Origin of the sequence: Kitasatospora sp. NPDC057738 (assembly GCF_042798815.1) — a bacterium.
In the GTDB taxonomy this organism is placed as follows: domain Bacteria; phylum Actinomycetota; class Actinomycetes; order Streptomycetales; family Streptomycetaceae; genus Kitasatospora; species Kitasatospora lactacystinica.
The window spans coordinates 1-24,640 of sequence record NZ_JBHVJT010000081.1; the positions used below are offsets into that span (position 1 = coordinate 1).

A 24,640-nucleotide genomic window follows, 5' to 3' on the forward strand; every position below is an offset into this window, starting at 1 on the left:
ATCCCTATGCGCTGTCCCGCGGCCCGGCCTTCGGCCGCAGCAGGGCCGGCGTCGGCTTCGCGCCCGACAGCCGTACGGCGGCGCCGCGGGCGAGGTCGAAGGCGAGCGCCGGGTCCTCCGTGCGGGTCCACGGCGGGCTGCCGCACCACGGCCCGATCGCCCGGAACTGCTCCAGGGCGATGCGGTGGAGCCCGGCGATGCCCGCGTAGTGGGCGAGCAGGTGCCGCAGGTGCGGCAGCCGGTCGTGGTCCGGGCGGACCCGGGCCAGCGCGGCCGCGACCTTGCGCACCGGGTCCCTGCCCAGCTCGCCGCTCAGCGTGGTGCCGAGGGCGCCGCGCAGCTCCAGCTCGTACAGCGCCTGCAGGTAGAGGCCGGGCAGCGGGCTGCCGGCCGGGGCCTTTCTGAGCGCCCGCTTGGCGAAGGCCAGCATCTTCTTGTCCGAGCCGGACCACTTGGCGCACCAGTACTGCATGGCCTGCCAGTGGCCCTCGTAGTGGAACGGCGCCCGCTCGACCAGGCCGCGCCACAGCTCCTCGAACTGCTTGGGCGTGTACTGCGCGCCGCGGGCGGCGGTCACCATGACGACCCAGGGGCCCGGGTCGGCGGGGGCCAGGAGGGCGGCCCGCTTCGCGGCCTCGACGGCGGCGGGCAGCATGGCCCGGAAGGTCAGCATGGCCTCCTCGGGCACCTCGTGGGTGCCCCGGGAGCCGCGGACCGTCCAGGCCGCCTGCACCATCCGGCCGGCCTCCAGGGTGGCCGCGTCGCAGTTGCCCGGCTCGGCCGCGCGCCAGGTCTTCAGCCAGCTGTCGTTCCGGTCGGCGATGGAGTCCAGCAGGTCGAGCCGGTACCAGCGCTCGTCCCAGTCCTGCCCGGCGGCCTCGACGTACGCGGCGGCGGGCCTCCAGTCCCCGGCCCAGGCCGCCTCGGCGATCGCCAGGGACTCCTGGCGGAGGTGCGGGGGCGGCGGCGGCCCGGCGCGGCCCGGGTCGAGCCGGTCGCGGGGGGCCATGCCGTACGTGGGCGCGTCGAACTCGGTCCGGGCCCAGTTCCGGGCCTTGTTCCTGCGGAACCTGAGGACGGCGGCGAGGGCGAGCATGCCCAGCACGCCGAGGATGAGGTACGTCACGGCGGAGCATCATCCTTGATCGCGGCTCGTGCGGGCAACGGGACGGACGGGCGCCGTGCTCCGGTGACGGCGGGCGCGCGGACGGACGGCGGAAGAAGATCCAGGCTCTTGCCCCGGCCGAATTAGTCATCTTAACTATGCATTCAGAGGCGTTGATCCACTGCACGTCGTCATCGCCGGCTTCACGGGCACCCTTGTGTGCCGCCATGGACCGCCCGAGCTCCAACGGATGCCGACCGTCCGTCACCCCGGGGTTCCGCGCGCGTTCGAAGCGATCCGTGCGATCCGATCGGGGCCTCGGTCCGGGCGATCCGATCCGTACCACCGGGGTCACCGGCCGCTCCCCCCAGCGCCGCCACCGCGCCGTCGATCCCTGCAACGACCCTCCCCCAGGAAAGGTCTGGCCTTGTCGGAGACGTACGAGCCCCACGGCACCACCACCGACCAGGCGGACCCGCGTCCCGCGCTCGGGGCCGCCACCCCGGCGGCGGCCGGGGTCCGGCCCCCGGAGCCCGCGCCGGGACAGCAGCGGCTCTGGGCGCTGTCCCAGCTGGACGGCGCCGACGCCGCGTACAACGAGACCCTGGCCTTCACCCTGCGCGGAACCCTCGACCGGGCGGTGCTCGCCCGCGCGCTCGACGAACTGGTCTCCCGGCACGAGGTCCTGCGCACCCGGCTGGTCGCCGGCGGAGACGGCCTCCACCAGCTGATCGGTCCGTCCGACTCCGGCTACACCCTCGCGGTGGACGACCTGACCGGGCTCCCGGACGCCGGGGCGCGCGTCACCGCCCTGCAGCGCGCGGAGTCCGACACGCCCTTCGACCTGAGCCGCGGCCCGCTGGCGCGTGGCCGTCTGATCGTCCTGGCCGAGCGGCACCACGTGCTGCTGCTGACCCTGCACCACGCGGTCTTCGACGGCTGGTCCATGACCGTGATGCTGCGTGAACTCGGAACGCTGTACACGGCGTTCCGTGACGGCGCGCACTCCCCGCTGCCGCCGCTGTCCCTGCAGTACGCCGACTACACCCGTTGGCAGCGGGAGTGGGCGTGCGGGGACGAACCGGCGGTGCAGGCCGCCCACTGGAGGGAAGCCCTCGCCGGCGCCCCGGCCCTGCTCGAACTGCCCACCGACCGCCCCCGACCGCCGGAGCAGGACCACCGCGGCGGCCGGGTGCCGCTCTCCATCGACCGGGAACTCGGCACCGCCCTCACGTCGCTCGCGCGCCGGCAGGGCGGGACCCTGTTCACGGCCGTGCTGGCCGGCTGGTCCGTGGTGCTGTCGCGGCTGACCGGGCAGAGCGACATCGTCGTCGGCGTCCCGACGGCCAACCGCCGCCGCGGCACCTTCTCCGACCTGATCGGATTCTTCGTCAACTCCCTGGCGGTGCGGGTCGACCTGGCGGACTCGCCGACCGGGTCGGCCGTGCTGAAGCAGGTGCGCGGCGCGCTGCGGGCCGCCCTGAAGCACCAGGACCTGCCGTTCGAGCAGGTGGTGGAGCTGATCAACCCGCCGCGCAGCACCGCCCACACCCCGCTGTTCCAGACCATGGTCGCCTGGCAGCCCTCCCGGAAGGGCCTGCTGGACCTGCCCGGGATCGAGGTCGAGCCGCTCGGCATCCCGTACGCCGGGGCCAAGTTCGACCTGGCCCTGTCGCTGGCGGAGGAGGACGACGGCCGGGTGGCCGGCCATCTGGACTACGCCGTCGCGCTGTTCGACCACCCGACGGCCGAGCGCTACGCGGGCTATCTGCTCCGGGTGCTGGCCCAGCTGGTCGACCGGCCCGACCTGGGCGTGGACGAGCTGGAACTGATGGACGAGGAGGAGTGCCGCCGGGTGCTGTCGGAGTGGAGCGGCGCCGACCGGGCCCACCGGGACGACGGCACCAGCCAGAACGACCAGGACGACCAGGACGACCAGGACGGCCGGGACGGCCGGGACGGCCGGGACCGCCGGGACGACCGGGACGATCAGGGCGACCGCGCCGACGGGTCGGCGACGCCCGCCGCTGCCGCCCCGGCCGGGTTGGTCGAGCGCTTCCAGGCCCAGGTCCGAACCCGCCCCACCGCTCCGGCCCTGGTCCGGGACGGGGAGCGGCTCGACTACGCCGCGCTCGACCGCCGCGCCAACCGGCTGGCGCACGCGCTGATCGCCCGCGGCGTCGGCCCGGACCAGGTCGTCGGCCTGCACTCCGGGCGCTCGACCGAGCTGGTGGTGGGCGTCCTCGGCATCCTCAAGGCGGGCGCCGCCTACCTGCCGCTGGACCCGGGGCAGCCGGTCGAGCGGCTGGCCGCGATGGTCGAGGACGCGGCGCCGGCCCTGGTGCTCAGCGACGCCGACGTGCCGCCCGGGGACTGGCAGCCGGTGCTGGCGGTCGAGGCCGAGGCGGAGCGCGACGACGCACCGGGGATCACCGTCGGGCCGTCGCAGCTCGCCTATGTCATCCACACCTCCGGCTCCACCGGCCGCCCCAAGGGCGTGGCGGTGACCCACGGCAGCGTCCTCAACCTCTTCGACACCTGGCTGGCGCGCTTCGGGGCCACCCCCGGCGAGGCGGCCTCCGCCTGGTCGAGCATCGGATTCGACGCCTCGGTGCACGAGTTGCTGATGCCGCTCACCACCGGCGCCGTGCTGCACCTGGTCCCCGACGAGCTGCGCGGCGACCCGGAGGAACTGCTGGGCTGGATGCGCGAGCACCGCGTCGTGCAGGCCTTCCTGCCGCCCTCCTACGTCACGTGGATCGACGAGGACGCCGAGGCGCGCCTGGACGGGCTGGTGCTCCGTCAGCTGCTGACCGGAGTGGAGTCCCTCCCCGAGAAGGCGCTGCACCGCATCCAGCAGGCGCTGCCCGGCCTGCGTATCTGCTACGGCTACGGGCCCACCGAGGCGACGCTGTACAGCACCGCCTACACCGACCCGCGGCCGCTGGACCGGCCGTGCCCGATCGGCCGCCCCCTCGACAACACCCGCCTCTACCTGCTCGACCGGCGGCTCCGGCCGGTGCCGACCGGGGTGACCGGCGAGGTCTTCCTCGGCGGGGCGAGCCTGGCCCGGGGCTACCTGCACCGTCCGGACCTGACCGCCGAGCGCTTCGTCGACGACCCCTTCGCGCCCGGTGAACGCCTGTACCGCACCGGGGACCTCGCCCGCTGGCTTCCGGACGGCAACGCCCAGTACCTCGGCCGCGGCGACGACCAGGTCAAACTGCGCGGCTTCCGGATCGAGCCGGGGGAGGTCGAGGCCGCGCTGCTGGCCCTCCCCGGCGTGCGGGAGGCGGCGGTGCTGGCCGACCGCGACGCCGCGGGCGAGCTGCGCCTGGTGGCGGGCCTGGGCCGGGGCGACGCGGAGCCGCGCCGACCGCACGAGTGGCGTGCCGCCCTGGCGCGGCGGCTGCCGGACTACATGATCCCCGCGCTCTTCGTGGAACTGCCGCGGCTGCCGCTCAACCGCAGCGGCAAGCCGGACCGCGCCGCGCTGCTGGACGCGGCCCGCTCCGCGACCCGTGCCCGGGTGAACACGGCGAGCCCGCGGGACCACGTGGAGATGGCGCTGCACACCATCTGGCGGCGGGTGCTGCTCCACCCCGGCATCGGGATATCCGACAACTTCTTCGATCTGGGCGGCACTTCGATATCGGCCATCAAGGTGGTCCTGGCCGTCCGTGAGGAGTTCGGCGAGACCCTGCCGATCCGCGACCTCGTGCAGAACCCGACCATCGAGGCCCTGGCCGAACGGCTCCGGGCGGGGGCGTCGGGCGCACCGGACGGCAACCTGGTCGAGTTCCGCCGGGGGGACGGACAGCAGCGGGTGGTCTGCGTCCACCCGGCCGGCGGTACCGCCTTCTGCTACCTGCCGCTGGCCGCGGCGCTGCCCGACCGGGTCGGCGTCCTCGGGGTGCAGTCGCCCGGGATCAACCCCGGGGAGACGCCGCTGCCCACGGTCGAGGTCATGGCGGAGCAGTACCTGGCGCTGGTCGACCCCCGTCCGGACGAGGCGCTGGTGCTGTGCGGTCTCTCCTACGGCGGCCTGGTCGCCCACGAGATGGGGCGCCGACTGGCCCGGGCCGGGCACACCCGGTTCAGCGTGGTGCTGCTCGACACCCACGGAACCGAGGACACGGAGCAGCTCGCCTCGATCGAACCCGTGCCGATGGCCGAGTTCCGCGACAAGCTCATCAGGTTCAACGGGATGTACCCGGGGATCGAGGACGAGCAGATCGACCGGTACTTCCGCATCTACAACCACAACCGGATGACCGCCCGCGACTACCGGACGCCGCCCTCGCCGGCCCGGCTGGTGCTGGTCGAGGCCGCTGGGGACGCAGTGGCCGCCGGGGACGCGAACCGGGAACAGGAGGAGCAAGCGGCGCGTGCCGTACGCGCGTTCTGGCAGCGGCGCGCCGGCGGCGGCCTGCTGGTCGAGCCGGTCGCCGGCGGCCACTGGGACCTGCTGGAGAGCGCGGCGGTGCCCCGGATCGCCGAGCTGATCGCGGCCGAGCTGGACCGCCATCCGGTGCTCCCGCCCGCCCCGGCCGAGCCCGTACCCGGACAGCCGTCCGTCGCGTCCGCCGCGTCCGCCGGGGAGGCCTGATGCCCGCCGAGAGCGCCGTGAGCGCAGCGCCCGGCACGCCCACGGCCACCGGCCTCGCCCTGGCGGTGCACGAGCAGGCCCTGCGCACCCCCCGGGCCGTCGCGCTGGTCGACGGCGACGTCCGGCTGGACTACGCGGGCCTGGAGGCCGCCGCCGCGGCGGCGGCCCGCGGGCTGCGCCGTGCCGGCGTCCGCCCCGGTGAGGCGGTGGCGGTCTGCCTGCCGCGCTCCTGGCAGCTGGTCTGCGTCATGCTGGGCGTCCTGCGGCTCGGTGCCCTGGTCGTCCCGCTGGACGCGCAGAGCCCGGCGGAACGCCGACGCCACATCCTGACGGACTCGTCCAGCGTGGCCGTGGTCCACGGCGGCACGGCACCCGACGACCTGCCGGGCCGGGTGCGCCCGCTGGAGGCGGCGGCGCTGCTCGCGGCCGGACCGGGCGACCTGGAGGCGGTCTTCACCGGGGCGCCGGTCTCCTTCCTCTTCTACACCTCGGGCACGACCGGCCGCCCCAAGGGCGTCGAGGTGCGGGACGCCGGCATCCTGCGGCTGGCGAGCCCGGGGTACATCCGCATCGAGCGGGGAGCCCGCTACTCCTGCCTGTCCAATCCGGCGTTCGACGCCTTGAGCTTCGAGGTCTGGGTGCCGCTGCTGACCGGCGGCTGCTGCGTCGTCCTCGGTGACGAGGCCGTCCAGACGCCGCACCGGCTGGCCGCCGCCCTGCTGCGGGAGCGCATCGACACGGCCTTCGTCACGGTGGCCCTGTTCAACGCGGTGGTGGACACGGAGCCGTCCTGCTTCGCCGGGGTCGGACAGCTGCTGGTCGGCGGGGAGCAGCTCAACGCCCGGCTGATCCGCCGCTGGTACCGGCACAACGCGGCGGCCCCCACCCGGCTGCACAACGTCTACGGCCCCACCGAGGCCACCACCTTCGCGCTGTGCCACCCGATCCCGCGGGACTTCGACGGGGACCTGGTGCCGATCGGACGGGTGCTGCCGGGGACCGGGGCCGTGCTGGTGGCCCCGGACGGCGACCGGGTCGCGGCGCCCGGGGAGGTGGCCGAACTCCATCTGTCCGGCGCCGGTCTCGCGGCCGGCTACCGCGAGCTGCCCGAGGAGACGGAGCGCCGGTTCGTCCGGCTGCCCTGGTACGACGACGGCCGCACGACGCACTACCGCACCGGCGACCTGGTGCGGGCCGGCGCCGACGGCCTGATCGAGTACGTCGGACGCGCCGACCGCCAGGTGAAGGTCCGCGGCTTCCGGATCGAGCCCGGCGAGCTGGAGCGGCAGATCGTCACGCATCCGGCGGTGCGGCAGGCGTACGTGTGCACCCGCAGGCTCGGGGAGGACGGACCGAACGAGCTGCTGGCGTACGTCGTGCTGGGGGAGGATGTCCCGTTCGAGGAGTTCGACCGCCATCTGGCGGCCGGACTGCCGGGCTACATGAGGCCCCATCACATCCACCTCGTGGACGCGCTCCCGCTGAACGCCAACGGCAAGGTCGACCGGGCCGCCCTGCTGCGCCGCGGCGACCGGCCCTGGCGCGGCCCGGAGGGCGACCGTCCGGGCGCCGCGGCCGTCACCGCGCGGCAGCGTGAGGTGCTGGCCCTGGCGGCCGAGGTGCTCGGGGTGCCGGACCTGCGGCTGGGCGACCGCTGGATCGCCTCCGGCGGCGACTCGCTCAAGGCGCTGCGGCTGCGCTTCGAGGTGCGCCGGCGCTGGGGCTGCGAACTGCCCCAGGCCCGCGTGCTGACCGGGGACGTGGCGGGGATCGCCCGGGCGGTGGCGGAGGCCGGAGCCGCCGACTCGCCGTACCCGGTGCCGCCCGCGCCGACCCGGGCACGCTCGGCGTCCGCCACCAGCGAGCAGCAGCGCCTGTGGCTGCTGCAGCAGCGGGCGCCGCGCTCCCGGGCCTACGCGGTGGAACTGGCCTTCCGCCTGGACGGCCCGGTCGACGCCGACGCGTTGCGCGGTTCGCTGCGGGAACTGGTGCGGCTCCACGCGGCCCTGCGCACCGCCTTCGAGGCCGCGCCCGAGGGCCTGCGCCAGCTGGTCGGGGACCCGTACGACCCGTGGACCGAACCCGACCGGTGGACCGAACCCGGCCTGCGGGCCGAATCCGACCCGGGGGTGGTCGGCATCGGCGGCGAGGACGATGCGCGCGCCATGGCGGAACGTTTCTTCGCCGTGCCGTTCGACCTGGCCCGCCCCCGGATGCTGCGCGCCCGCTGGCTGCCGCAGGACGGGGGAGGGGTGCTGCTGCTCCACCTGCACCACATCGCGGTCGACGGCTGGTCGCTCAACGTCCTGCTGAACGACCTGTCGTCCGGCTACCGGCACGCCCTCGACGGCGCCGCCGAGGCCTCGCGGCGGACGGACACCGCCCCGGTGCCCACCCCGCTGGACTACGCCGCCTGGCAGGCCGACTGGTTCGCCGGCCCCGCCTACCAGGCCCAGCGCGGCGAACTGCGGGCCCACTACGCCCGGTCGGAGGAGGCGGTGGACCACGAGCCCGGTGACCCGGCCGGAGCCCCGCCGTTCTCCCGGGCCGGCCTGCTGCACACCTCGCTGGACGTCGTGCGGCGCGCCGCCGTGGACCGGATCTGCGCCGAACTGGGCATGACCCGCTTCGAGTTGCTGCTCGGCGTCTTCGCCTGGAGCCTGTACGGGGTGACCGGCTCGGCCAGGCCGCGGATCGCCGCACCGGTGGCCAACCGGCCGGTCCAGGAGTTCGAGGGCAGCGTCGGCATGTTCGCCAACACCGTGCTGCTGCCGCAGGCCGTCGCGCCCCGCGAGGAGCTGCGCCGCCAGCTGCTGCGCCAGGGCGCCGAAGCCCGCCGGGTGCTGGACCGCCAGGACGTGGCGCTGGCCGACGTCCTGGCCGACCGGGAGCTGGCCCGGGGCGACTCCCCGTTCGACTACCTGTTCGTCCTGGAGAACACCGACTTCGGCGCGCTGGCCCTGCCCGGCTGCGCCGCCCGCCCGCTGTGGTGGGCCCCGGCCGAGGCCAAGTGCCCGATGACGCTGTCCGTGGTCGAGCGCGAGGGCGGTCTCGACTGCCTGTGGGAGTACGCAGACGACCGCTTCGACGCCGCCGAGACGGCGGCGATGGCGGGCCTGTTCCGGCGGGGTCTGGACCTGCTCGCCGAGGGCGGGACGGCGACCCCGGCCGAGCTCGCGGCACCCTACCGCCGCGCACTGCCGCAACCCGGTCGCGGCGCCCCGACGGTGCCGGCCTGGACGACGGTGGCCGAGGGCTTCGCCCGGCAGGTCGCCCGGACACCCGACGCACCGGCCCTGATGTCCGACGGCCGACCGGTGAGCTACGCCGAACTCGACGCCCACGCGGCGGCGCTCGCCGCCGAACTGCGGGCCGCCCACCCGCTGCCGGACGGGGACGACCGTCCGTGCTGCGTCGCGCTGCACCTGGGGCCGTCGGTCGAGCACGTGGTGGCGCTGCTGGCGCTGGCCAGGCTCAACGTGACCATCGTGCCGCTCGACCCGTCCTATCCACCGGCCCTGCGCCGCCAGGTGCTGGACCAGGTGGAGCCGCTGTGCGTGCTGCTGCCCCCGGGCGGTGACCCGGAGTTCGACGCGGTCGACCCGGGCCGCGTCGCGCGCCACCCGGTGGTGCTGTCACCCGCCGCGCCCGCCGCACCCGCCGTACCAGCCGTACCAGCCGCGGCCACCGCCCCGGCGCACCGCGGGGCCCGACCGCTCTACACCCTGTTCACCTCGGGCTCCACCGGTGTCCCCAAGGGCGTTCAGGTGTCCGACCGCACCCTGTGCAACCTGCTGCAGTGGCAGGCGGAGTCGGGAGGACTGGCGGCCCCGGCGGCCACCCAGCAGTTCTCCATGCTCTCCTTCGACGTGTCCTTCCAGGAGGTCTTCGGGACGCTGTGCGCCGGCGGCCGCCTGCACCTGGTCCGGCCCGGCTGGCGGCAGGACGCCCCCGCGCTGCTGGAGCAGCTGGAGACGGCCGGCGCGGAGCGCGTCTTCATGCCCTACGTGGCACTCCAGCTCCTCGCCGAGCACGGCGTCCACCTGGGCCGCTACCCCTCGCGGCTGCGGGAGGTGGTCACCGCCGGCGAGCAACTGGTGTGCACCGAGGCGATCCGCCGCTGGTTCGCGGGCCTGCCGGGCGCCCGGCTGTTCAACCACTACGGCCCGACCGAGACGCACGTGGTGAGCAGCCTGTGCCTGGACGGCGATCCGGCCCTGTGGCCGGAGCGTCCCGCCATCGGCCGGCCGGTGGCCAACGCGGTGCTCACGGTGGTCGACGAGGCCGACGAGCCCGTTCCCCCCGGCCGCGCCGGCACCCTGCTGATCGGCGGCACGATGGCGGCGCGCTGCTACCTGGGAGACCCGGCGCTCAACGAGGCGCGCTTCGTCGAGCTGCCCGGCGTCGGCCTGTGCTACCGCAGCGGCGACCGGGCCCGCTTCGACCGGCAGGGCCGGCTGCACTTCCTGGGCCGGGACGACGACCAGATCAAGCTGAGCGGACACCGGCTGGAGCCGGGACAGGTCGAGGCGGCCCTGCTGCGGCACCCGGACGTCGTCAACGCCGTGGTGGTCCGCGACGGCGAGGAACTGGTGGCCTGCCTGCAATGCCGTGGGGACGCGCCCACGGTCGAGGACCTCACCGCGCACCTGGCGCCGATGCTGCCCGGCCACGTCCGGATCGCCCGCTTCCGGGTGGTGGGGGAGCTGCCCAGGACCCCCAGCGGCAAGCTGGACCGCCGGGGCGCGCTGCGCTCCGCCGGGCGGGAACTGCGCCGCCCGACGGCCCGCGCCGCCGGCCTGTCGGCGCGCGAGGCCCTGCTGACCGAGGCGTTCGAGGCGGTCACCGGCCTGGCGATCGACCCGGGGCAGACCTTCTTCGACGCCGGAGCCTCCAGCCTGGGCCTGATGCGCTTCCAGCTGCGCTGCACCACCGAAGCGGGCCTGCGCTTCACCGTCGCCGACCTGTTCGAACACGTCACCGTACGGGCGCTGGCCGACTTCCTGGACCGGTCGGCAACGGCCGCGGACGGCGGACCCCCACGCGCCGCGACCACGGGCCCCACCGCCGCCACCGAGGCCACCACCGCGGGCCCGATCGCCCCGGACGAGCCGATCGCGGTCGTCGGCATGGCGGTACGGCTTCCGGGCGCGTCCGATCTCGCCGCGTTCTGGCGGATGGTCACCACGGGCGGCACCGGCATCGAGCACTTCGACGCCGCCGACGGCCTGGTCGGGGCGCGCAGCCAGTTGGACGGCCCCCTGGACTTCGACCCGGACCACTTCGGCATCGGCCGGCAGGAGGCCCGGCTGATGGACCCCCAGCAGCGGCACCTGCTGATGAGCTGCGTCGAGGCCCTGGCACACGCCGGGATCGCCGACCCGTCGGGTGCGCGCGTCGGCCTGGTCGCCGGAGCCGGTGAGAGCACCTACTTCCAGTCCATGCTCCGCGAGGCCGACCCCGAACGCCTGCCCGACGGCTTCCAGTTGGCCCTGCACCACGACAAGGACTTCCTCGCCACCAAGGCGGCCTACCACCTGGGGCTGACGGGGCCCGCCTTCACCACCCAGGCGGCCTGCGCCAGTTCGCTGGTGGCCGTCCACGTCGCCGCCGGGATGCTGCGCCAGGGCGACGCCGAGGTGATGCTGGCGGGCGGAGTCCTGGTCGACCCGACCCTGACCGGCGGATACCGCCACCGGCCGCAGCACATCTTCTCCGTGGACGGTCGCTGCCGACCCTTCAGCGACGACGCGAGCGGCACCATCGGCGCGAGCGGCGTCGGTACGGTGGTGCTCAAGCCGCTCCGGCTGGCCCGACGCGACGGCGACACCGTCTACGCCCTGATCACCGGCACGGCGTTGAACAACGACGGCTCCGACAAGCTGAGTTACAGCGCCCCCTCGCTCGCCGGGCAACGCGAGGTGATCCGCGCCGCCCTGCGCCGCAGCGGCCGCAGCGCCGCCGACCTCGGCTATGTCGAGGCCCACGGCACCGCCACCCGGCTCGGCGACCCGGTCGAGGTCGGCGCCCTGCGCCAGGCCTTCGACCTGGACCGGTCCGGCCACTGCGCGCTGACCTCGGTCAAGAGCCAGATAGGACACCTGGGCGCGGCGGCCGGCGTGGTCGGGCTGGTACGGGCCGCGCTCGCGGTCCACCACGGCGTGATCCCGCCCAACGTCGGCTTCCACGCCCTCAATCCGCAGCTCGGCGCCGACCCCACGCCGTTCTACGTCCCCACCGAGGCCCGGCCCTGGCCCGCGGACCGGGACAGGATCGCGGCGGTGAGCAGCTTCGGGATCGGCGGCACCAACGCCCACGCGGTCCTGGAGGCCGACCGGCCGGCCCCCGGGACGACGGGCGCAGCGGGCCCGACGACGGGCGGATCGGGCCCGAGGACGGGCGACGCGGCGCCGGGCACCCCCGTGCCTCCCTGCCTGCTGCTCTCCAGCAGCAGCGAAGCGGGCCTGCGCGCCGACGCCGCCCGGATCGCCGACTACCTGGAGGCCCGGCCCTCCGCCTATCCGCAGGTGCTGCGCCACCTCCAGGCGGGCCGTCCCGCACGCCGCCGACGGCTGGCAGCGGTCTGCCCCGACGCCTCCGCCGCCGTGGCCTGGCTGCGCGGCGCGGGCCGGATCACGGACGCGGCAGCGGGGGAGGCCCACGCAGGGGCACCGGTTTCGAGTGAAGGCCTCACCGTCGAGGAGACGGCCGCGGCCTGGCTGTCCGGCGAGCGGATCGACTGGCCCGCCGGCCCTGCCCAGGCACCGTGGGACTTCCCGCCGCCGGCCTTCGAGCTGGCGGAGTTCGACTTCCCCCGCGCCACGGCGGCCCCGGTCCCGGCGGCCCCGGTCCCGGCGGCCCCGGTCCCGGCGGCCCCGGTCCCGACGGCTCCGAACCCGGCCGGCCCGGCCGCCGCCGACGTTCCGCGGCGCCTTCCGGAGGACGCCTGGCTGCACCAGCCGCACTGGGCGCGGCTGCGCCGAGCGGGCTCGGCGATCGGCTCGCGCACCTCCCGGCCGCTGGTGCTGCTCACGGACGGACCGGCGCCCCCGGAGGCGGTCCGCGCCTTCGAGGCCGGCTACGCCCGGGTGGTGCGGGTCCGTGCCGCGGGGGCGTTCGCCCGGCTGGGCGACGACGCCTACGAGGTCGACCCGGCCGACCCCGCCTCGCTCGGTCGGCTTCTCGACGCACTGGCGGGTACGGGTACGGGCACAGGTTCGGGTGCGGGCGAGGACGGCATCGACTGGGTGCACGCGCTGCCGCTGGGGATCGGCGGACCGGTCGGCCGGGACAGCCTGGCCCGGGCCCGCTGGGCCTGTCTGGACACGCCGGCCGCACTGCTGCGGGCCGTGGCCGACGCGGCCGGGCCACTGCGGCTGAGGCCGTGGTGGCTGTCGTACCGGGCGAGGCCGGTGGACGGCCCGGTGGAGCGGCCGGAGGCGGGCCTGCTGGCCGGTGCCGCCGAGGTGGCGCCCCAGGAGGGAGCCGGGGCGGGCCACTGGGTCGACGTCCCCGGTGCGGACCCCGCCCACTGGGCCGTACCGCTGGCGGCACTGCTGGCCGGGGCCGCGACCCCGGCGGCCGCGGCCGCCCTTCCGGGCCGGCTGGCGCTGCGCCAGGGCCACTGGTGGGAACAGGTCACGCTGCCGGTGTCCACGGCCGGCCCGGGCCCCGTCGGGCTGCCTGTCGGAGGCGTGCACCTGGTCCTGGGCGGCACCGGCGGGATCGGCCGCAGCATCGCCGGCTGGCTGCTGGAGAACGGCGGCGCCCGGGTCCTGCTGCTGGCCAGGAGTCCGCGGCTGCCGGAGGAGCTGACGCCCTGGGCCGACCGGGTCGAGCTGGTCGAAGCCGATCTCGCCGAGTCGGCGCCCGAGGAGGTGATGGCCCGTATCGGCCGCCGCACCGACCGTCTCGACAGCGTGATCCACGCCGTCGGGGTGGCGAGCGGCGGCATGATCGCCCGGCGCGACGCCGAGGCGATGGGGCGGGCGTCCGCCGCCAAGCTGCAGGGCGCGCTGCTGGTCGAGCAGGTGATCGAGCGCTACCGGCCGTCGGTGGCGGTGTACTGCTCGTCGATGTCCGCGGAGCTCGGCGGTGTCGGCCAGTTCGACTACGCGGCCGCCAACAGCCTGCTCGACGGCTTCGCCCAGTACCGGTCGTCCGGTGACGCCGGGACCACGGTCCGGCTCGGCGTGAACTGGGACGTGTGGAGCGAGGCCGGCATGGCGCTGCGCGCGCCGCGGGCCGACGCACGCCACCGGACGCATCTGTCGGTCGGGCTGACGGTGGCCGAGGGCAAGCGGGTGTTCGCGCGGGCCATGGGACTGCAGCTGCCGCAGGTGCTGGTCTCCACCACCGACCTCCACGCGTCCCGCGCGTTCTACTCGGCGCCCGGCGCCGGGGCCCTCGTGCCGCCCGCTCCCGCCCTGCCCACCGAGACCGGGCCGTCTGCTGGCGCCGCGCCGTCCGCTGGCGCCGCGCAGGTGCTCACGGGGACCGCGCCGGTGTCCGCCGGAGGCACCGTGGGGGCCGAGACGGCCGACGGCAGCGCGGCCCTCCTGCTCCGCGACCGGCTGTGCGACTGGCTGGATCTCGACCGCATCGATCCCGACGCCCCGCTCTACGACCTGGGCGCCGACTCGCTCACCCTGCTCGACCTGATCGGCCTGGTGAAACGTCACTTCGATGTAGAGCTGGAACTGTCACGGCTCAGCCACCGGGTCTCCCTCAGCGAGATCCTGACCCGGCTGTCCGAGGCGACACCCGCCGGGGCCGTCGCCACGGAGGGCGTGGTTCCGGAGGTCTGGCAGCAGGGCACCGGAACCGACGTGCTGTGCCTGGTGCACCCGGTCGGCGGCGACATCCAGGCCTACCGGTCCCTGGTGTCGGCACTGGGCCCCCGGCCGACCGTCTGTCTGATCGCCGATCCCGCGCTGGAACGGCCCGGGACCGCGGACTGGACACTGCCCGAGCGGGCCCGCCGCTACGCCGCCGCCCTGCGGGCGCGCTTCGCGGACGGCACCCGGCGGCTGCACCTGGCCGGTTGGTCCTTCGGCGCCTGGGCGGTGATGGGGATGGCCGCGGAGGCGGAGGCGATCGGCCGGCCGGTCCACGGCGTCCACCTGATCGACCCGCCGCCGCCCGGTTCCGGCGGGCTCTTCCAGGAGTACGACGATGCACAGCTCCAGGCGGTGTTCGCGCACGAGCTCGGCCAGGGCGGGTCGGTGCCGGCCGGTGCCGAGGCCCACGGCTACGCCGAACGTCTGGTCCGGTGCTGCCGGGCCAACCTGCGGAGCATGGCCGACTACCGGATGCCGATGCTGAGCGCCACGCCCAGCCGGCTGTGGCTGGCCGGGCGGCCGGTGGAGGGGCTGCCCTGGGCGGGGTCGCCGGAGCGGCAGCGGGAGCTGTGGCGCCCGTACCTCCCGGAACCCAGCACCTGGCACCGGCTCGACACGACGCACTACGGCATCGTCCGCCCGCCGCATGTGCACGCGGTGGCGGCGGCGATCGCCGAGGCGTCGGACGACCCGCCCGGGGACCGCGTCGACCGCCCCCGGGCGTGATCCGGCGCGCTCCCCGCACCGGCGGTCCGGGCGGCATCGGGCCCGGACCGCCGGCGGGGCCGCAGGCCCGGTCCGCCCCGGCCCCGGCCCCAGCCCCTCAGCCGTCCCGCACCCGTGCCCCCTTCGACCGCCGCCGTCCGACCATCGGAGACCATCCCCCGTGAACCCCTACCAGGCACTACCGGCGCGCTCGTTCTGGCGCTCCGCCGTGGCCGAGCCGGACCCGCTCGCCATCGACGACCTCTGGACGCCCGCGTTCGCGATCGGGCAGGACGAGCCGATCCTCACCGCGGGGTCCTGCTTCGCCGCGCACATCGGCCGCGCCCTGCTGGAGCGGGGCATGAACTGGTACGACGCGGAGCCGGCCCCGCCGGGGCTGACCGAGCAGGAGCGCAGGGCCCGCCACTACGGGGTGTTCTCGTTCCGCACCGGGAACATCTACACCGCCGCCGTGCTGCGGCAGTGGCTCTCCTGGGCCTTCGGCCGCACGACCCCGCCCACCGGGGCGTGGCTGGACGAGGGCAGGTACCACGACCCCTGCCGTCCGTCCGTCGAACCCGGCGGCCACGCCTCGGCCGAGGAGATGCTGGCGGCCCGGGGGACGACCCTCGCCGCCATCCGCGAGGCCGTCACGGAAGCCGGCTGCCTGGTCTTCACCCTGGGCCTGACCGAGGCGTGGCGGGACCGCGCCGACGGCACCGTCCTGCCGTCCTGCCCCGGCACCGTGCGCGGCACCTTCGACCCGGACCGCCACGTCCTCCACCGGTTCACCTTGGACGAGGTCCGCCGCGACCTGACGGACGCCGTGGCACTGGCCCGCGAGGCCAATCCGCGGCTGCGGGTCCTGCTGACCGTCTCACCGGTTCCGCTGACCGCGACCGCGACCGGCGGCCACGCTCTCACCGCCAACACGTACTCCAAGTCGCTGCTGCGGACGGTGGTCGGGCAGCTGACCGAGGACCTCGACGACGTCGACTACTTCCCGTCGTACGAACTCATCACCGGCCTCCCGTTCCGGAGCAGGTTCTACGCGCCGAACCTGCGTGAAGTGACCTCCGAGGGCGTCGACTTCGTGATGCGCCACTTCATGGCCGGGCTGTCGCGGCCCTCGGCGGAGCCGCGACCGGTCCGAACCGGTACGCCGGCCGCGGGACCGAAGGGGGTGGACACCTGTGACGACGCCGTCCTCGACTACTACCGCCCCCGCTAGGTTCCTGCTGCTCGGCGACTCGCACGCCGGCCCGATCGGACGAGCCGCGAAGGCCGCCCGGATCCCCTTCCAGGGCGGCCCGATCGGTGCCGGGCGCGAGTTCACCGACGACTTCTTCGCGCCGCGCGAGCACGACGTGGTGTTCCACAAGGCGGAGGCCGACGCCCACTACCGCGGCTTCCTGGCCGGCATGGACGCGGACTGCCTCGGGGGCCTCACGGTCCCCCTGGTGTCCACCTTCGGCCTCAGCGCGCACTTCGTCGCCACCCGGGAGAACTGGCACCTCCACCGTGGCCGCGACGGCGGGTTCGCCCCGGGCTTCCTCTCCGGGCCGCTGTTCGACGCCGTCGTCCGCGCCACCGTCCGCGACGCGCTGGCCTTCTACCGCCACGCGCTCGGCCTCGGCCTGCGGGTGCTGGCCGTGCTGCCGCCGCAGCGCGTACCGGAGCAGTCCGACCCGGTGGTGTTCACGGCCGCGCAGGAAACGGTCCGAAGCGCGCTCGACGCCCTCGGCGTCGAGCTCGTCGACCTCAGGGCCCGCACCACCGGACCGGACGGCTTCCAGCGCCCCGAGCTGTGCGAGGCCGACGACTCCATCCACGGCAACCTGGCCTTCGGCCGGCTGGTCCTCGCGGACCTGCTGGCACGCGGGCTGTGACGACACCGAATCCCCCCACCACAGGAGCAGGTCATGGAGCAGTACGAGCTGGACGCGGTCAGGGCCGTCACCACCAGGCCCGCCAAGGAGTACCGGACCGTCACGGTCGACCCGGTCACTCCGGTGATCGGCGCCGAGGTCTCCGGCGTCGACCTCTCGAAGGAGCTGTCGGACGATCAACTGGCCGAGCTGAAGCAGGCGTTCCTCGACCACCACGTCCTCGTGTTCCGCGACCAGGAGCTGACGGACGAGGACCACAAGCGCTTCGCCGGGCACTTCGGCGAACTGCGCCCGGTCAACCCGCCCCCGGTCGACGCGGATCCGTACGTCCTGGAGATCAGCACCGGTGCCGAGGCGGACAACGTCGCCGGCAACGGCTGGCACGCCGACGGCACCGCCGACGCCGAACCCTCGCTCGGGTCGATGCTCCACATCACCCGCGTACCGGAACCGGGCAGCGGCGGCGACACCCTGTTCGCCAACATGCACCTGGCGTACGAGATGCTGTCCCCGACGATGCGCGAGCTGCTCGACGGCCTGACCGCGATACACGACGGCCTCGTCGCCTTCCAGGGCTACACCCCGCCCGAGGGGTACGTGATCCCCAAGAGCGAACACCCCCTGGTGGTGCGGCACCCCGAGACCGACCGCAGGATCCTCTACGTCAACAAGGCCTACACCGCGCGCATCCCCCAGCTGTCGCCCGACGAGAGCCGGGCCCTGCTCGACCTGCTCTGCGCGCTGCCCGCCCAGCGGCCCCTGCTGAGCTGCCGCATCCGCTGGACCCCCAACACGCTGGTGTTCTGGGACAACCGCTGCGTCCAGCACCACGCCACGTACGACTACCACCCGCACACCCGCTACGGTCGCCGGGTCGCGATCAACGGCGGGCCGCTCAAGGGCTGATCCGGTCCGCGCCCGGACCTGAGCCCGGGGCCCGGACCCGGGTGCCTAACCCCGGGTGCCGGACTCAGGGTGCCGGGCTCAGCTCCGGGTCAGGCGGCTTCCGCGCGGGCCAGGCAGGCGGCGAGGCCGTCGGCCAGCCGCGCCCGGGTGGCGCGCTCGCCGCGCTCGTCCCGCCGGTCGGCGTGCACCAGCACCACCGCGCGGACCCGGGCGGACGGCCAGGTCGCGGCGTAGGCGGCCGGGTCCGCCGCCGCGTACGCGGCCGCCACGGCGGCCGCGTTGGCCAGGGCGTTCGCGTCGGCATGGGCCCGCACGTTGGCCGTGGTGTTGAGCTCCGCGTAGGTCTCGCCGTACTGGGCGGCCTCGGCCGCGTCGTAGCCGTTCGCCAGCGCGTAGGAGCCGGCGGCGGCCGCGGCCGCCGCGTGGGCCTCGGCGTACGGGTACGCGTGGTGGAAGAGTTCCCGCAGCTCCGGTTCGAGTGCCGCGCGCCACGTGCCCTCGTCGATCCGACCGCCGCCCAGGGCGTCCGCGTGCAGCGCCTGGACGTGCCGGTGCTGCGCGACGGACCCGCCGCGCCGTGCGCTCGCCTCGGTCAGCACCGGCCCGACGGCGGAGCAGTACCAGTCGTGGACCACGCTGAAGGGCACCCTGCCGTTCAGCCGCTCCATCTCCCGGCGCACACGGCGTGCCCAGGCCCGCGCGGCATCGGCGTCCATGCCCTCGAACAGCGCCTCCGACACCTGCGCCAGCCAGGGCGGCACGGCAGGCCCCCCACCCGGCGCCGCCGCCGCACCCGCCGCCCCGACCGGGGCCGGTGCGAGGGCGCCGAGGGAGGAGTGGAAGGCCGCGAAGGTCTCGGGAGTGGTCATCCGCTCTGCTCCTCAGGGGCTCGTCCCCGACCCGGGCGGGAACGCCGAACCGGTGAAGTCCGCTGGAGCGGTGGAGAAGTGGAGCTTCACCGGCCGCTCCGGTGAGGAGATCGTACAGGCGCGCACACCGCGGGGGAGGGGTTCCCGGGGCCGCCCGCACCTCGGCCCGACCCGCTCTCGCCGCCACCGGGCGGACACCACGGGCGGAGCGCGGGGTTCAGTCGCCGACGGCGAAGCGTTCGCCGACGTGGTTCTGCTGCTCGATCTCGTCGACGAGGGCCACCGCGTAGTCCTCGGCGGAGATGCGGCTCCTGCCCTCGGAGTCCACGACCAGGTCGTCGAGGGCGGTGCGGTAGGTGCCGGTGCGCTCGCCGGGCTCGATCTGTCCGGCGGGGCTGAGGCAGGTCCAGCGGACGTCGTGGACGGAGCGGAAGAAGTCGAGGGCGTCGCCGTGGGCGTGCATGATCTGCAGCAGGGGCTCGGGCAGTCCTTCGGCGTCCCACACCTGCTTTCCGTCGGGTGTGCGCAGCGAACCGGCGCCGTTGACGGTGATCAGCCGCGGGGCCTTGCCGTCCAGCGGACGCAGCCCGGCCACCAGGGACTCGGCGGAGGGTGCGATGGTGGCGATGTGACCGGGCCCGTCGCTGCCGCCGACGGCGCTGACGACCACGTCCTGCCCCTGGGCCGCGGCGGTCACCGAGGCGGGGTCCAGGACGTCGCAGGTGATGACGGTGAGGCCGGGACGCTTCTCGGTGAGCCTCCCGGGGTCGCGGACGACGGCCGTGACGTGGTGGCCGCGGTCCAGCGCCTCGCGCAGGATGCGGCTGCCGATCATGCCGGTGGCGCCGTACAGAGCGATCTTGGCCATGGCGGGTCTCCTCGGGACCGGGCATCGGGTGGAGGCACCACGCTAGCCAGCGTGCCTTCGTCGCCCGGGAAGGCGCGCTGGCACCCCCTGGTCGCAGGAGGGTCGGCGCGGCCTTCTAGCATCGTGTCGCATTCTTCGACGGAGCTGCTGCCCGGTTGGCCGTGTCCCCGCCGTCCCGCACCCCGTACGACACGACGGCTCCACCGCCCGGCGGTGGAGCCGTACATCGAGGAGGAACGTCCATGCAAGCCCGGAAGATCGGCGCGGCCGCCGCCACAGCGGTGGCCCTCCTGGCGGCCCGCGACCTCGTGCAGAAGCGGCACGCGCTGCTCCGGAACTTCCCGGTGGTCGGGCACGCCCGGTACCTGCTGGAGACGATCGGGCCGGAGCTGCGGCAGTACATCGTGACCTCCAACGAGGAGGAGCGCCCGTTCAGCCGTGACCAGCGCACGTGGATCTACGCGTCGGCGAAGGAGGAGAACAACTACTTCGGGTTCGGCACCGAGGTCGACGTCGAGCACGTCCAGGGGCACGCCTACCTGAAGCAGCGCACCTTCGCCGGCACGCTGCCCGACGCGCACGACCCGCAGGCCGCGCTGCCCTCGGCCAAGGTGCTGGGCGGGCCGCGCGGGCGCGCCAAGGCCTTCCGGCCGGCGAGCGTGGTGAACATCTCGGCGATGAGCTTCGGATCGCTCTCCGGCGCGGCCGTCACGGCGCTCAACAAGGGGGCGGCGCTCGCGGGCACGATGCACAACACGGGGGAGGGCGGCCTCTCGCCGTACCACCGCAACGGCGGAGACCTCGTCCTCCAGCTCGGCACGGCGTACTTCGGCTGCCGCAACGAGGACGGCACCTTCAACCTCGACAAGCTCAAGGAGGTGGTCGCCGGCGCGCCCGTCAAGGCGATAGAGATCAAGCTCTCCCAGGGCGCCAAGCCGGGGCTGGGCGGGATGCTGCCGGGCGCGAAGGTGACGGCCGAGATCGCCGGGATCCGCGGCATCCCGGAGGGCCGGGACTGCGCCTCGCCGTCGCGGCACTCCGCGTTCGGCGACGTCGACTCGATGCTCGACTTCGTCGAACTGCTCGCCACCGAGACCGGTCTGCCGGTCGGGGTCAAGAGCGCGGTGGGGGAGATGGGCTTCTGGCAGGAGCTGGCCTCGCTGATGGCGCGCGGCGACCGCGGGGTCGACTTCGTGACGATCGACGGCGGCGAGGGCGGCACCGGGGCGGCGCCGCGGATGTTCGCCGACTCGGTGTCGCTGCCGTTCCGGATGGGCTTCTCCCGGGTCTACGGCACCTTCGCCGAGCTGGGGCTGACCGACGAGCTGACCTTCATCGGTTCCGGCAAGCTCGGCCTGCCCGAGAACGCCGCCGTCGCCTTCGCGCTGGGCGTCGACATGATCAACGTGGCCCGTGAGGCGATGCTGTCGATCGGCTGCATCCAGGCCCAGAAGTGCCACACCGACAAGTGCCCCACCGGCATCGCCACCCAGAACCCGTGGCTGGCCCGCGGCATCGACCCGGCCTCGAAGGCCGACCGGGCCGCCTCCTACCTGCGCACCCTGCGCAGGGAGCTGATGAAGGTCTCGGCGGCCGTCGGCGTCGCCCACCCGGCACTCATCACGGCCGACGACTTCGAGATCATGAACGGCGACTACGAGGCCCGCACCCTCGCCGGTGTCTACGGCTACAAGGAGGGCTGGGGCGAGCTCGGCCCGCACCTCGCCGAGGAGATCACGGCGCTCCTCACCGGCGAGTCGGCCGCCGCCCGGAAGCCGGCGGTCTGAGGCACCGCCCGAAGCGGCTCCACGGGACCCGCCTCCGGGCCCTCGCGTGACGGCGACCGGTCGTCACGGGAGGGCCGGGCGGCCGGAGGGGCGTGAGGGGCGGAGGGGCACCACCGGGACCCGAGGGGGTGCCGGGAAGCTGCCGGTCGATCTGCCGCAGCCCCCCGGGACGGCCGCCATAGCCTGGGCGCCCGGCGCGCAGGACCAGGCTGACGCGCCGTCAGAACGGCGGCCCCCGTGGCTCGCCGTCCCCGTCCGGAAGGATCCCAAGCCCGCCATGACCACTCTCCGCACCCGGGCCGCCGCCCTGGCGGCCGTCGCCGCCGTCGGGTTCGCCACCCTCACCGCCGGGACCGCCCACGCCGCCGCGGCAGCGCCGTCCCCGGCCGCCCCCTCGGTCGCCCAGGCGCCCGCCGCCGCGCCCGCCGCGGTCGCGGCGCTGTCCACGCCCACCCGCATCCCGGGCAACACCGCGATCTCCCGCAATCAGGCCTGGTACTCGCCGGACGGCCGGGTCGTGTTCGCCATGCAGGGCGACGGCAACGTCGTGCTCTACCGCGACAACAAGCCGGTCTGGGTGGCCCCCGGAGCCATGCCCGACGGCAACGTGCTGGTCATGCAGGGCGACGGCAACCTCGTCGTGTACTCCGCCGCCAACACGCCGCTGTGGAACAGCCAGACGGGCGGCCGCCCGGGCGCCGAGCTGGCCATCTACAACGAGGGCGCGATCGCGGTCGTCCTGAACGGCAAGGTCCTGTGGACCTCCGCCCCGTCCACCCCGGCGCCCCTCCCGGCCTGCCCGCCGTGGGGCCCGCCGCTCCCCGGCCAGATCGTCTGGCCGTGGTGCCCGACCTGGCCCTTCCCCGCGTAACCCTCCCGACCGGCTCTGCGGCCCCAGGTCCTCGCCCACCCGGCGGAGGACCTGGGGCCGTGAGCGTGGGCGCGGACGTGGATCCGGGCTTGTGTGTGGGCCCGATTCCCGTTCCCCGCGGGGGATTAAACGCCCAAGCCGTCGTTCCGTGAGATTCGGCCGTACATCTTGTGCGATGTCATGATCCGGCTCACACTTCCGATTTGCGAACATGTGTGCACGGTCGCATGGGCGCCCTTCACCCTTGCGCCTGCCGGGATCCCCGGCGGTCGGAGGGACGTTCCGTGTCACGCTCCCCCCTGGGAAGAGGACGGATCGTCGCGCTCGCGCGGTCCGCCGACTCCCGCGCCGCCGGCCATCACGACACCCCACCTCGCCGAGGGGCCCGGCGGCTGCCGTCGTCATCGCGCCCGAGCCCGGGCATCGGGGCAAGGGCAAGGACCACGAGGTGCGGCCTGCCGCGCCCGCCGGGTCGTCCGAACCACCCCCCCCACGCGAAGGAGCTTCGGATGAAGCACCCGCGCACCCCCACCCCCTGGTGCAGGCCGTTCGCCGCCGTCGCGGCGGCCGCCCTCGTCCTGGCCGGCGCGGCCTGGAACGCGAGCCCGGCCGGCGCGTCCGCGCCGCCGGCCCGCGCCGCCGGCGACGCCACGTCCGGCACCAACCCGACCGCCCTGACCGTCGACGGCGGCGGACCGAGCCTGGTCCGGGTGAGCAGCGACCCGTTCACCAGCGCCGGCAGCCAGTACGCCACCGAGGTGGAGCCCGACACCTTCGCCTACGGCGGCACGATCGTCTCCGCCGCCCAGGTGGGGCGGTTCACCGACGGCGGGGCGGCCGGCCTCGGCTGGAACACCTCGCCGGACGGCGGCCTCAGCTGGCAGCACGGCATGCTGCCCGGCCTCACCACCCACTGGGGCGGCGGTAGTTGGGCCCGCGCCTCCGACCCCGCGGTCGCCTACGACGCCAGGCACGGCACCTGGATGGTGGCCGGCCTGGTCATCGACTCGGGACGCAACCCGGTGGGTGTGACCGTCAGCCGGTCCGCCGACGGCCTGCACTGGCAGGACCCGGTGCGGGCGGTCGGCCACGACGGCCAGGCCTACGACAAGGAGTGGATCGTCTGCGACAACACTCCGACCAGCCCGTACTTCGGCACCTGCTACGTCGAGGTCGACATCCCCTCCTCCGACAACCTGATGGTGATGTCCGCCTCCCGGGACGGCGGCGCCACCTGGTCCGCCCCGACCGGCCCGTCCGGCGTCAACCTGGGCCTCGGCGGCCAGCCGCTGGTGCGGCCCGACGGGACGGTCGTGGTTCCCTTCTCGACCGACACCACCTCGATCCGCTCCTTCACCTCCGCCGACGGCGGCAGGTCCTGGAGCTCCACGGTCCTGGTCGCCGACGTCGTCGCGCACGAGGTCGCGGGCGGGCTGCGCGACGGCGAGGGCCTGCCCTCGGCGGAGATCGACGCCGACGGCAGGGTCTACGTCGCCTGGCAGGACTGCCGCTTCCGGGCCGGCTGCGCGGCCAACGACATCGTCTACGCGAGCTCGGCCGACGGCACCACCTGGTCCGCCGTGACCCGGGTGCCGATCGATCCCGCCACCAGCGGTGTCGACCACTTCATCCCCGGCCTCGGCGTCGACCGCACCACCGCCGGTCGCACCGCCAGGCTCGGGCTGTACTACTACTTCTACCCGAACGCCGACTGCACCGCCGACACCTGCGAGTTGGAGGTCGGCTTCGTCTCCTCCACCAACGGGGGCGCCACCTGGAGTGCGCCGCGGACCGTCGCCGGCCCGATGTCGGTGTCCCGGATCGCCGCCACGAGCGGGGGCGGCATGGTCGGTGACTACCTCTCCACGTCCGTCCTCCACGGCAGGGCCGTGGCCGTCTTCGCGGTCGGCAGGACGCCGGCCGGCGGCCAGGCCTTCGACGAGGCCATGTACGCCGTCGCGGGCGGCCTCGCCGTCCGGCCCGGCACCGTTCCCTCCACTACCGGGCCGGTCGTCGTCACCGCGCCGCCCGACCGGGAACGGCACCGTTCGCCGGTGACCAGCTGGTGACCGGCCGCTGACCGGCCGCTGACCGGTCGGGGCCAGCCGCCCCCCCCCAACAACAGAAAAGCCAACCACCCCCCACCCCCCCCCCCCCCCCACCCCCCCGCCCCCCCCCCCCCCCCCCCCCC

11 protein-coding genes are annotated in these 24,640 nt (G+C 75.0%); 8 read left to right on the top strand and 3 right to left on the bottom strand.

Annotated features, from left to right (window positions below; genetic code table 11):
- Window positions 1-4: 4 nt before the first annotated feature.
- Window positions 5-1,126, bottom strand: a complete 1,122-nt coding sequence (locus ACFVGO_RS32780) for a hypothetical protein (RefSeq protein WP_380635719.1) — start codon at window positions 1,124-1,126, stop codon at window positions 5-7.
- Window positions 1,127-1,532: 406 nt separating this feature from the next.
- On the opposite strand from ACFVGO_RS32780, the gene ACFVGO_RS32785 reads away from it, so the two are divergent.
- The 5 genes from ACFVGO_RS32785 to ACFVGO_RS32805 all read left to right on the top strand — a co-directional run bounded on the left by ACFVGO_RS32785 (window position 1,533) and on the right by ACFVGO_RS32805 (window position 18,054).
- Window positions 1,533-5,714: an amino acid adenylation domain-containing protein gene (locus tag ACFVGO_RS32785; protein WP_380635721.1), complete on the top strand. Its 4,182-nt coding sequence runs from the start codon at window positions 1,533-1,535 to the stop codon at window positions 5,712-5,714.
- Window positions 5,714-15,280, top strand: coding sequence for an amino acid adenylation domain-containing protein (locus ACFVGO_RS32790; RefSeq protein ID WP_380635723.1), 9,567 nt, complete (start codon window positions 5,714-5,716; stop codon window positions 15,278-15,280). The genes ACFVGO_RS32785 and ACFVGO_RS32790 overlap by 1 nt, the downstream gene beginning before the upstream one ends.
- Before the next feature lie 160 nt (window positions 15,281-15,440).
- Window positions 15,441-16,490, top strand: a complete 1,050-nt coding sequence (locus ACFVGO_RS32795) for a GSCFA domain-containing protein (RefSeq protein ID WP_380635725.1) — start codon at window positions 15,441-15,443, stop codon at window positions 16,488-16,490.
- Window positions 16,453-17,148, top strand: coding sequence for a hypothetical protein (locus tag ACFVGO_RS32800; protein ID WP_380635727.1), 696 nt, complete (start codon window positions 16,453-16,455; stop codon window positions 17,146-17,148). Before ACFVGO_RS32795 ends, ACFVGO_RS32800 begins: the two co-directional genes overlap by 38 nt.
- 33 nt (window positions 17,149-17,181) lie before the next feature.
- Window positions 17,182-18,054 (top strand): TauD/TfdA family dioxygenase, encoded by an 873-nt coding sequence (locus tag ACFVGO_RS32805; protein WP_359906824.1) that lies wholly within the window; start codon window positions 17,182-17,184, stop codon window positions 18,052-18,054.
- Between the two features lie 89 nt (window positions 18,055-18,143).
- Here ACFVGO_RS32805 and ACFVGO_RS32810 read toward each other — a convergent pair whose 3' ends face one another.
- Both ACFVGO_RS32810 and ACFVGO_RS32815 read right to left on the bottom strand, forming a co-directional pair.
- A complete protein-coding gene (locus tag ACFVGO_RS32810) occupies window positions 18,144-18,923 on the bottom strand; it encodes a SpcZ (protein WP_380635729.1) in 780 nt (259 codons plus the stop codon).
- 217 nt (window positions 18,924-19,140) lie between these two features.
- On the bottom strand, window positions 19,141-19,791 hold the full coding sequence (locus ACFVGO_RS32815; RefSeq protein ID WP_380635731.1) for an NAD(P)-dependent oxidoreductase: 651 nt from the start codon (window positions 19,789-19,791) through the stop codon (window positions 19,141-19,143).
- A 242-nt stretch (window positions 19,792-20,033) separates the two neighbouring features.
- On the opposite strand from ACFVGO_RS32815, the gene ACFVGO_RS32820 reads away from it, so the two are divergent.
- The 3 genes from ACFVGO_RS32820 (at window position 20,034) to ACFVGO_RS32830 (ending at window position 24,518) form a co-directional block, all read left to right on the top strand.
- Window positions 20,034-21,578 (top strand): FMN-binding glutamate synthase family protein, encoded by a 1,545-nt coding sequence (locus tag ACFVGO_RS32820; protein WP_359906815.1) that lies wholly within the window; start codon window positions 20,034-20,036, stop codon window positions 21,576-21,578.
- A gap of 277 nt (window positions 21,579-21,855) precedes the next feature.
- The gene (locus tag ACFVGO_RS32825; protein WP_380354603.1) at window positions 21,856-22,449 is read left to right on the top strand and encodes a hypothetical protein; all 594 of its coding nucleotides are present in this window, start codon (window positions 21,856-21,858) and stop codon (window positions 22,447-22,449) included.
- A 509-nt stretch (window positions 22,450-22,958) separates the two neighbouring features.
- The gene (locus ACFVGO_RS32830; protein ID WP_380635734.1) at window positions 22,959-24,518 is read left to right on the top strand and encodes a sialidase family protein; all 1,560 of its coding nucleotides are present in this window, start codon (window positions 22,959-22,961) and stop codon (window positions 24,516-24,518) included.
- Window positions 24,519-24,640: the final 122 nt, after the last annotated feature.

Coding starts and splice junctions, on each gene's coding strand:
- ACFVGO_RS32790 (WP_380635723.1), top strand. CDS start 5,714: ATGCCCGCCGAGAGCGCCGTGAGCGCAGCGCCCGGCACGCCCACGGCC.
- ACFVGO_RS32805 (WP_359906824.1), top strand. CDS start 17,182: ATGGAGCAGTACGAGCTGGACGCGGTCAGGGCCGTCACCACCAGGCCC.
- ACFVGO_RS32810 (WP_380635729.1), bottom strand. CDS start 18,923: ATGACCACTCCCGAGACCTTCGCGGCCTTCCACTCCTCCCTCGGCGCC.
- ACFVGO_RS32815 (WP_380635731.1), bottom strand. CDS start 19,791: ATGGCCAAGATCGCTCTGTACGGCGCCACCGGCATGATCGGCAGCCGC.
- ACFVGO_RS32820 (WP_359906815.1), top strand. CDS start 20,034: ATGCAAGCCCGGAAGATCGGCGCGGCCGCCGCCACAGCGGTGGCCCTC.
- ACFVGO_RS32825 (WP_380354603.1), top strand. CDS start 21,856: ATGACCACTCTCCGCACCCGGGCCGCCGCCCTGGCGGCCGTCGCCGCC.
- ACFVGO_RS32830 (WP_380635734.1), top strand. CDS start 22,959: ATGAAGCACCCGCGCACCCCCACCCCCTGGTGCAGGCCGTTCGCCGCC.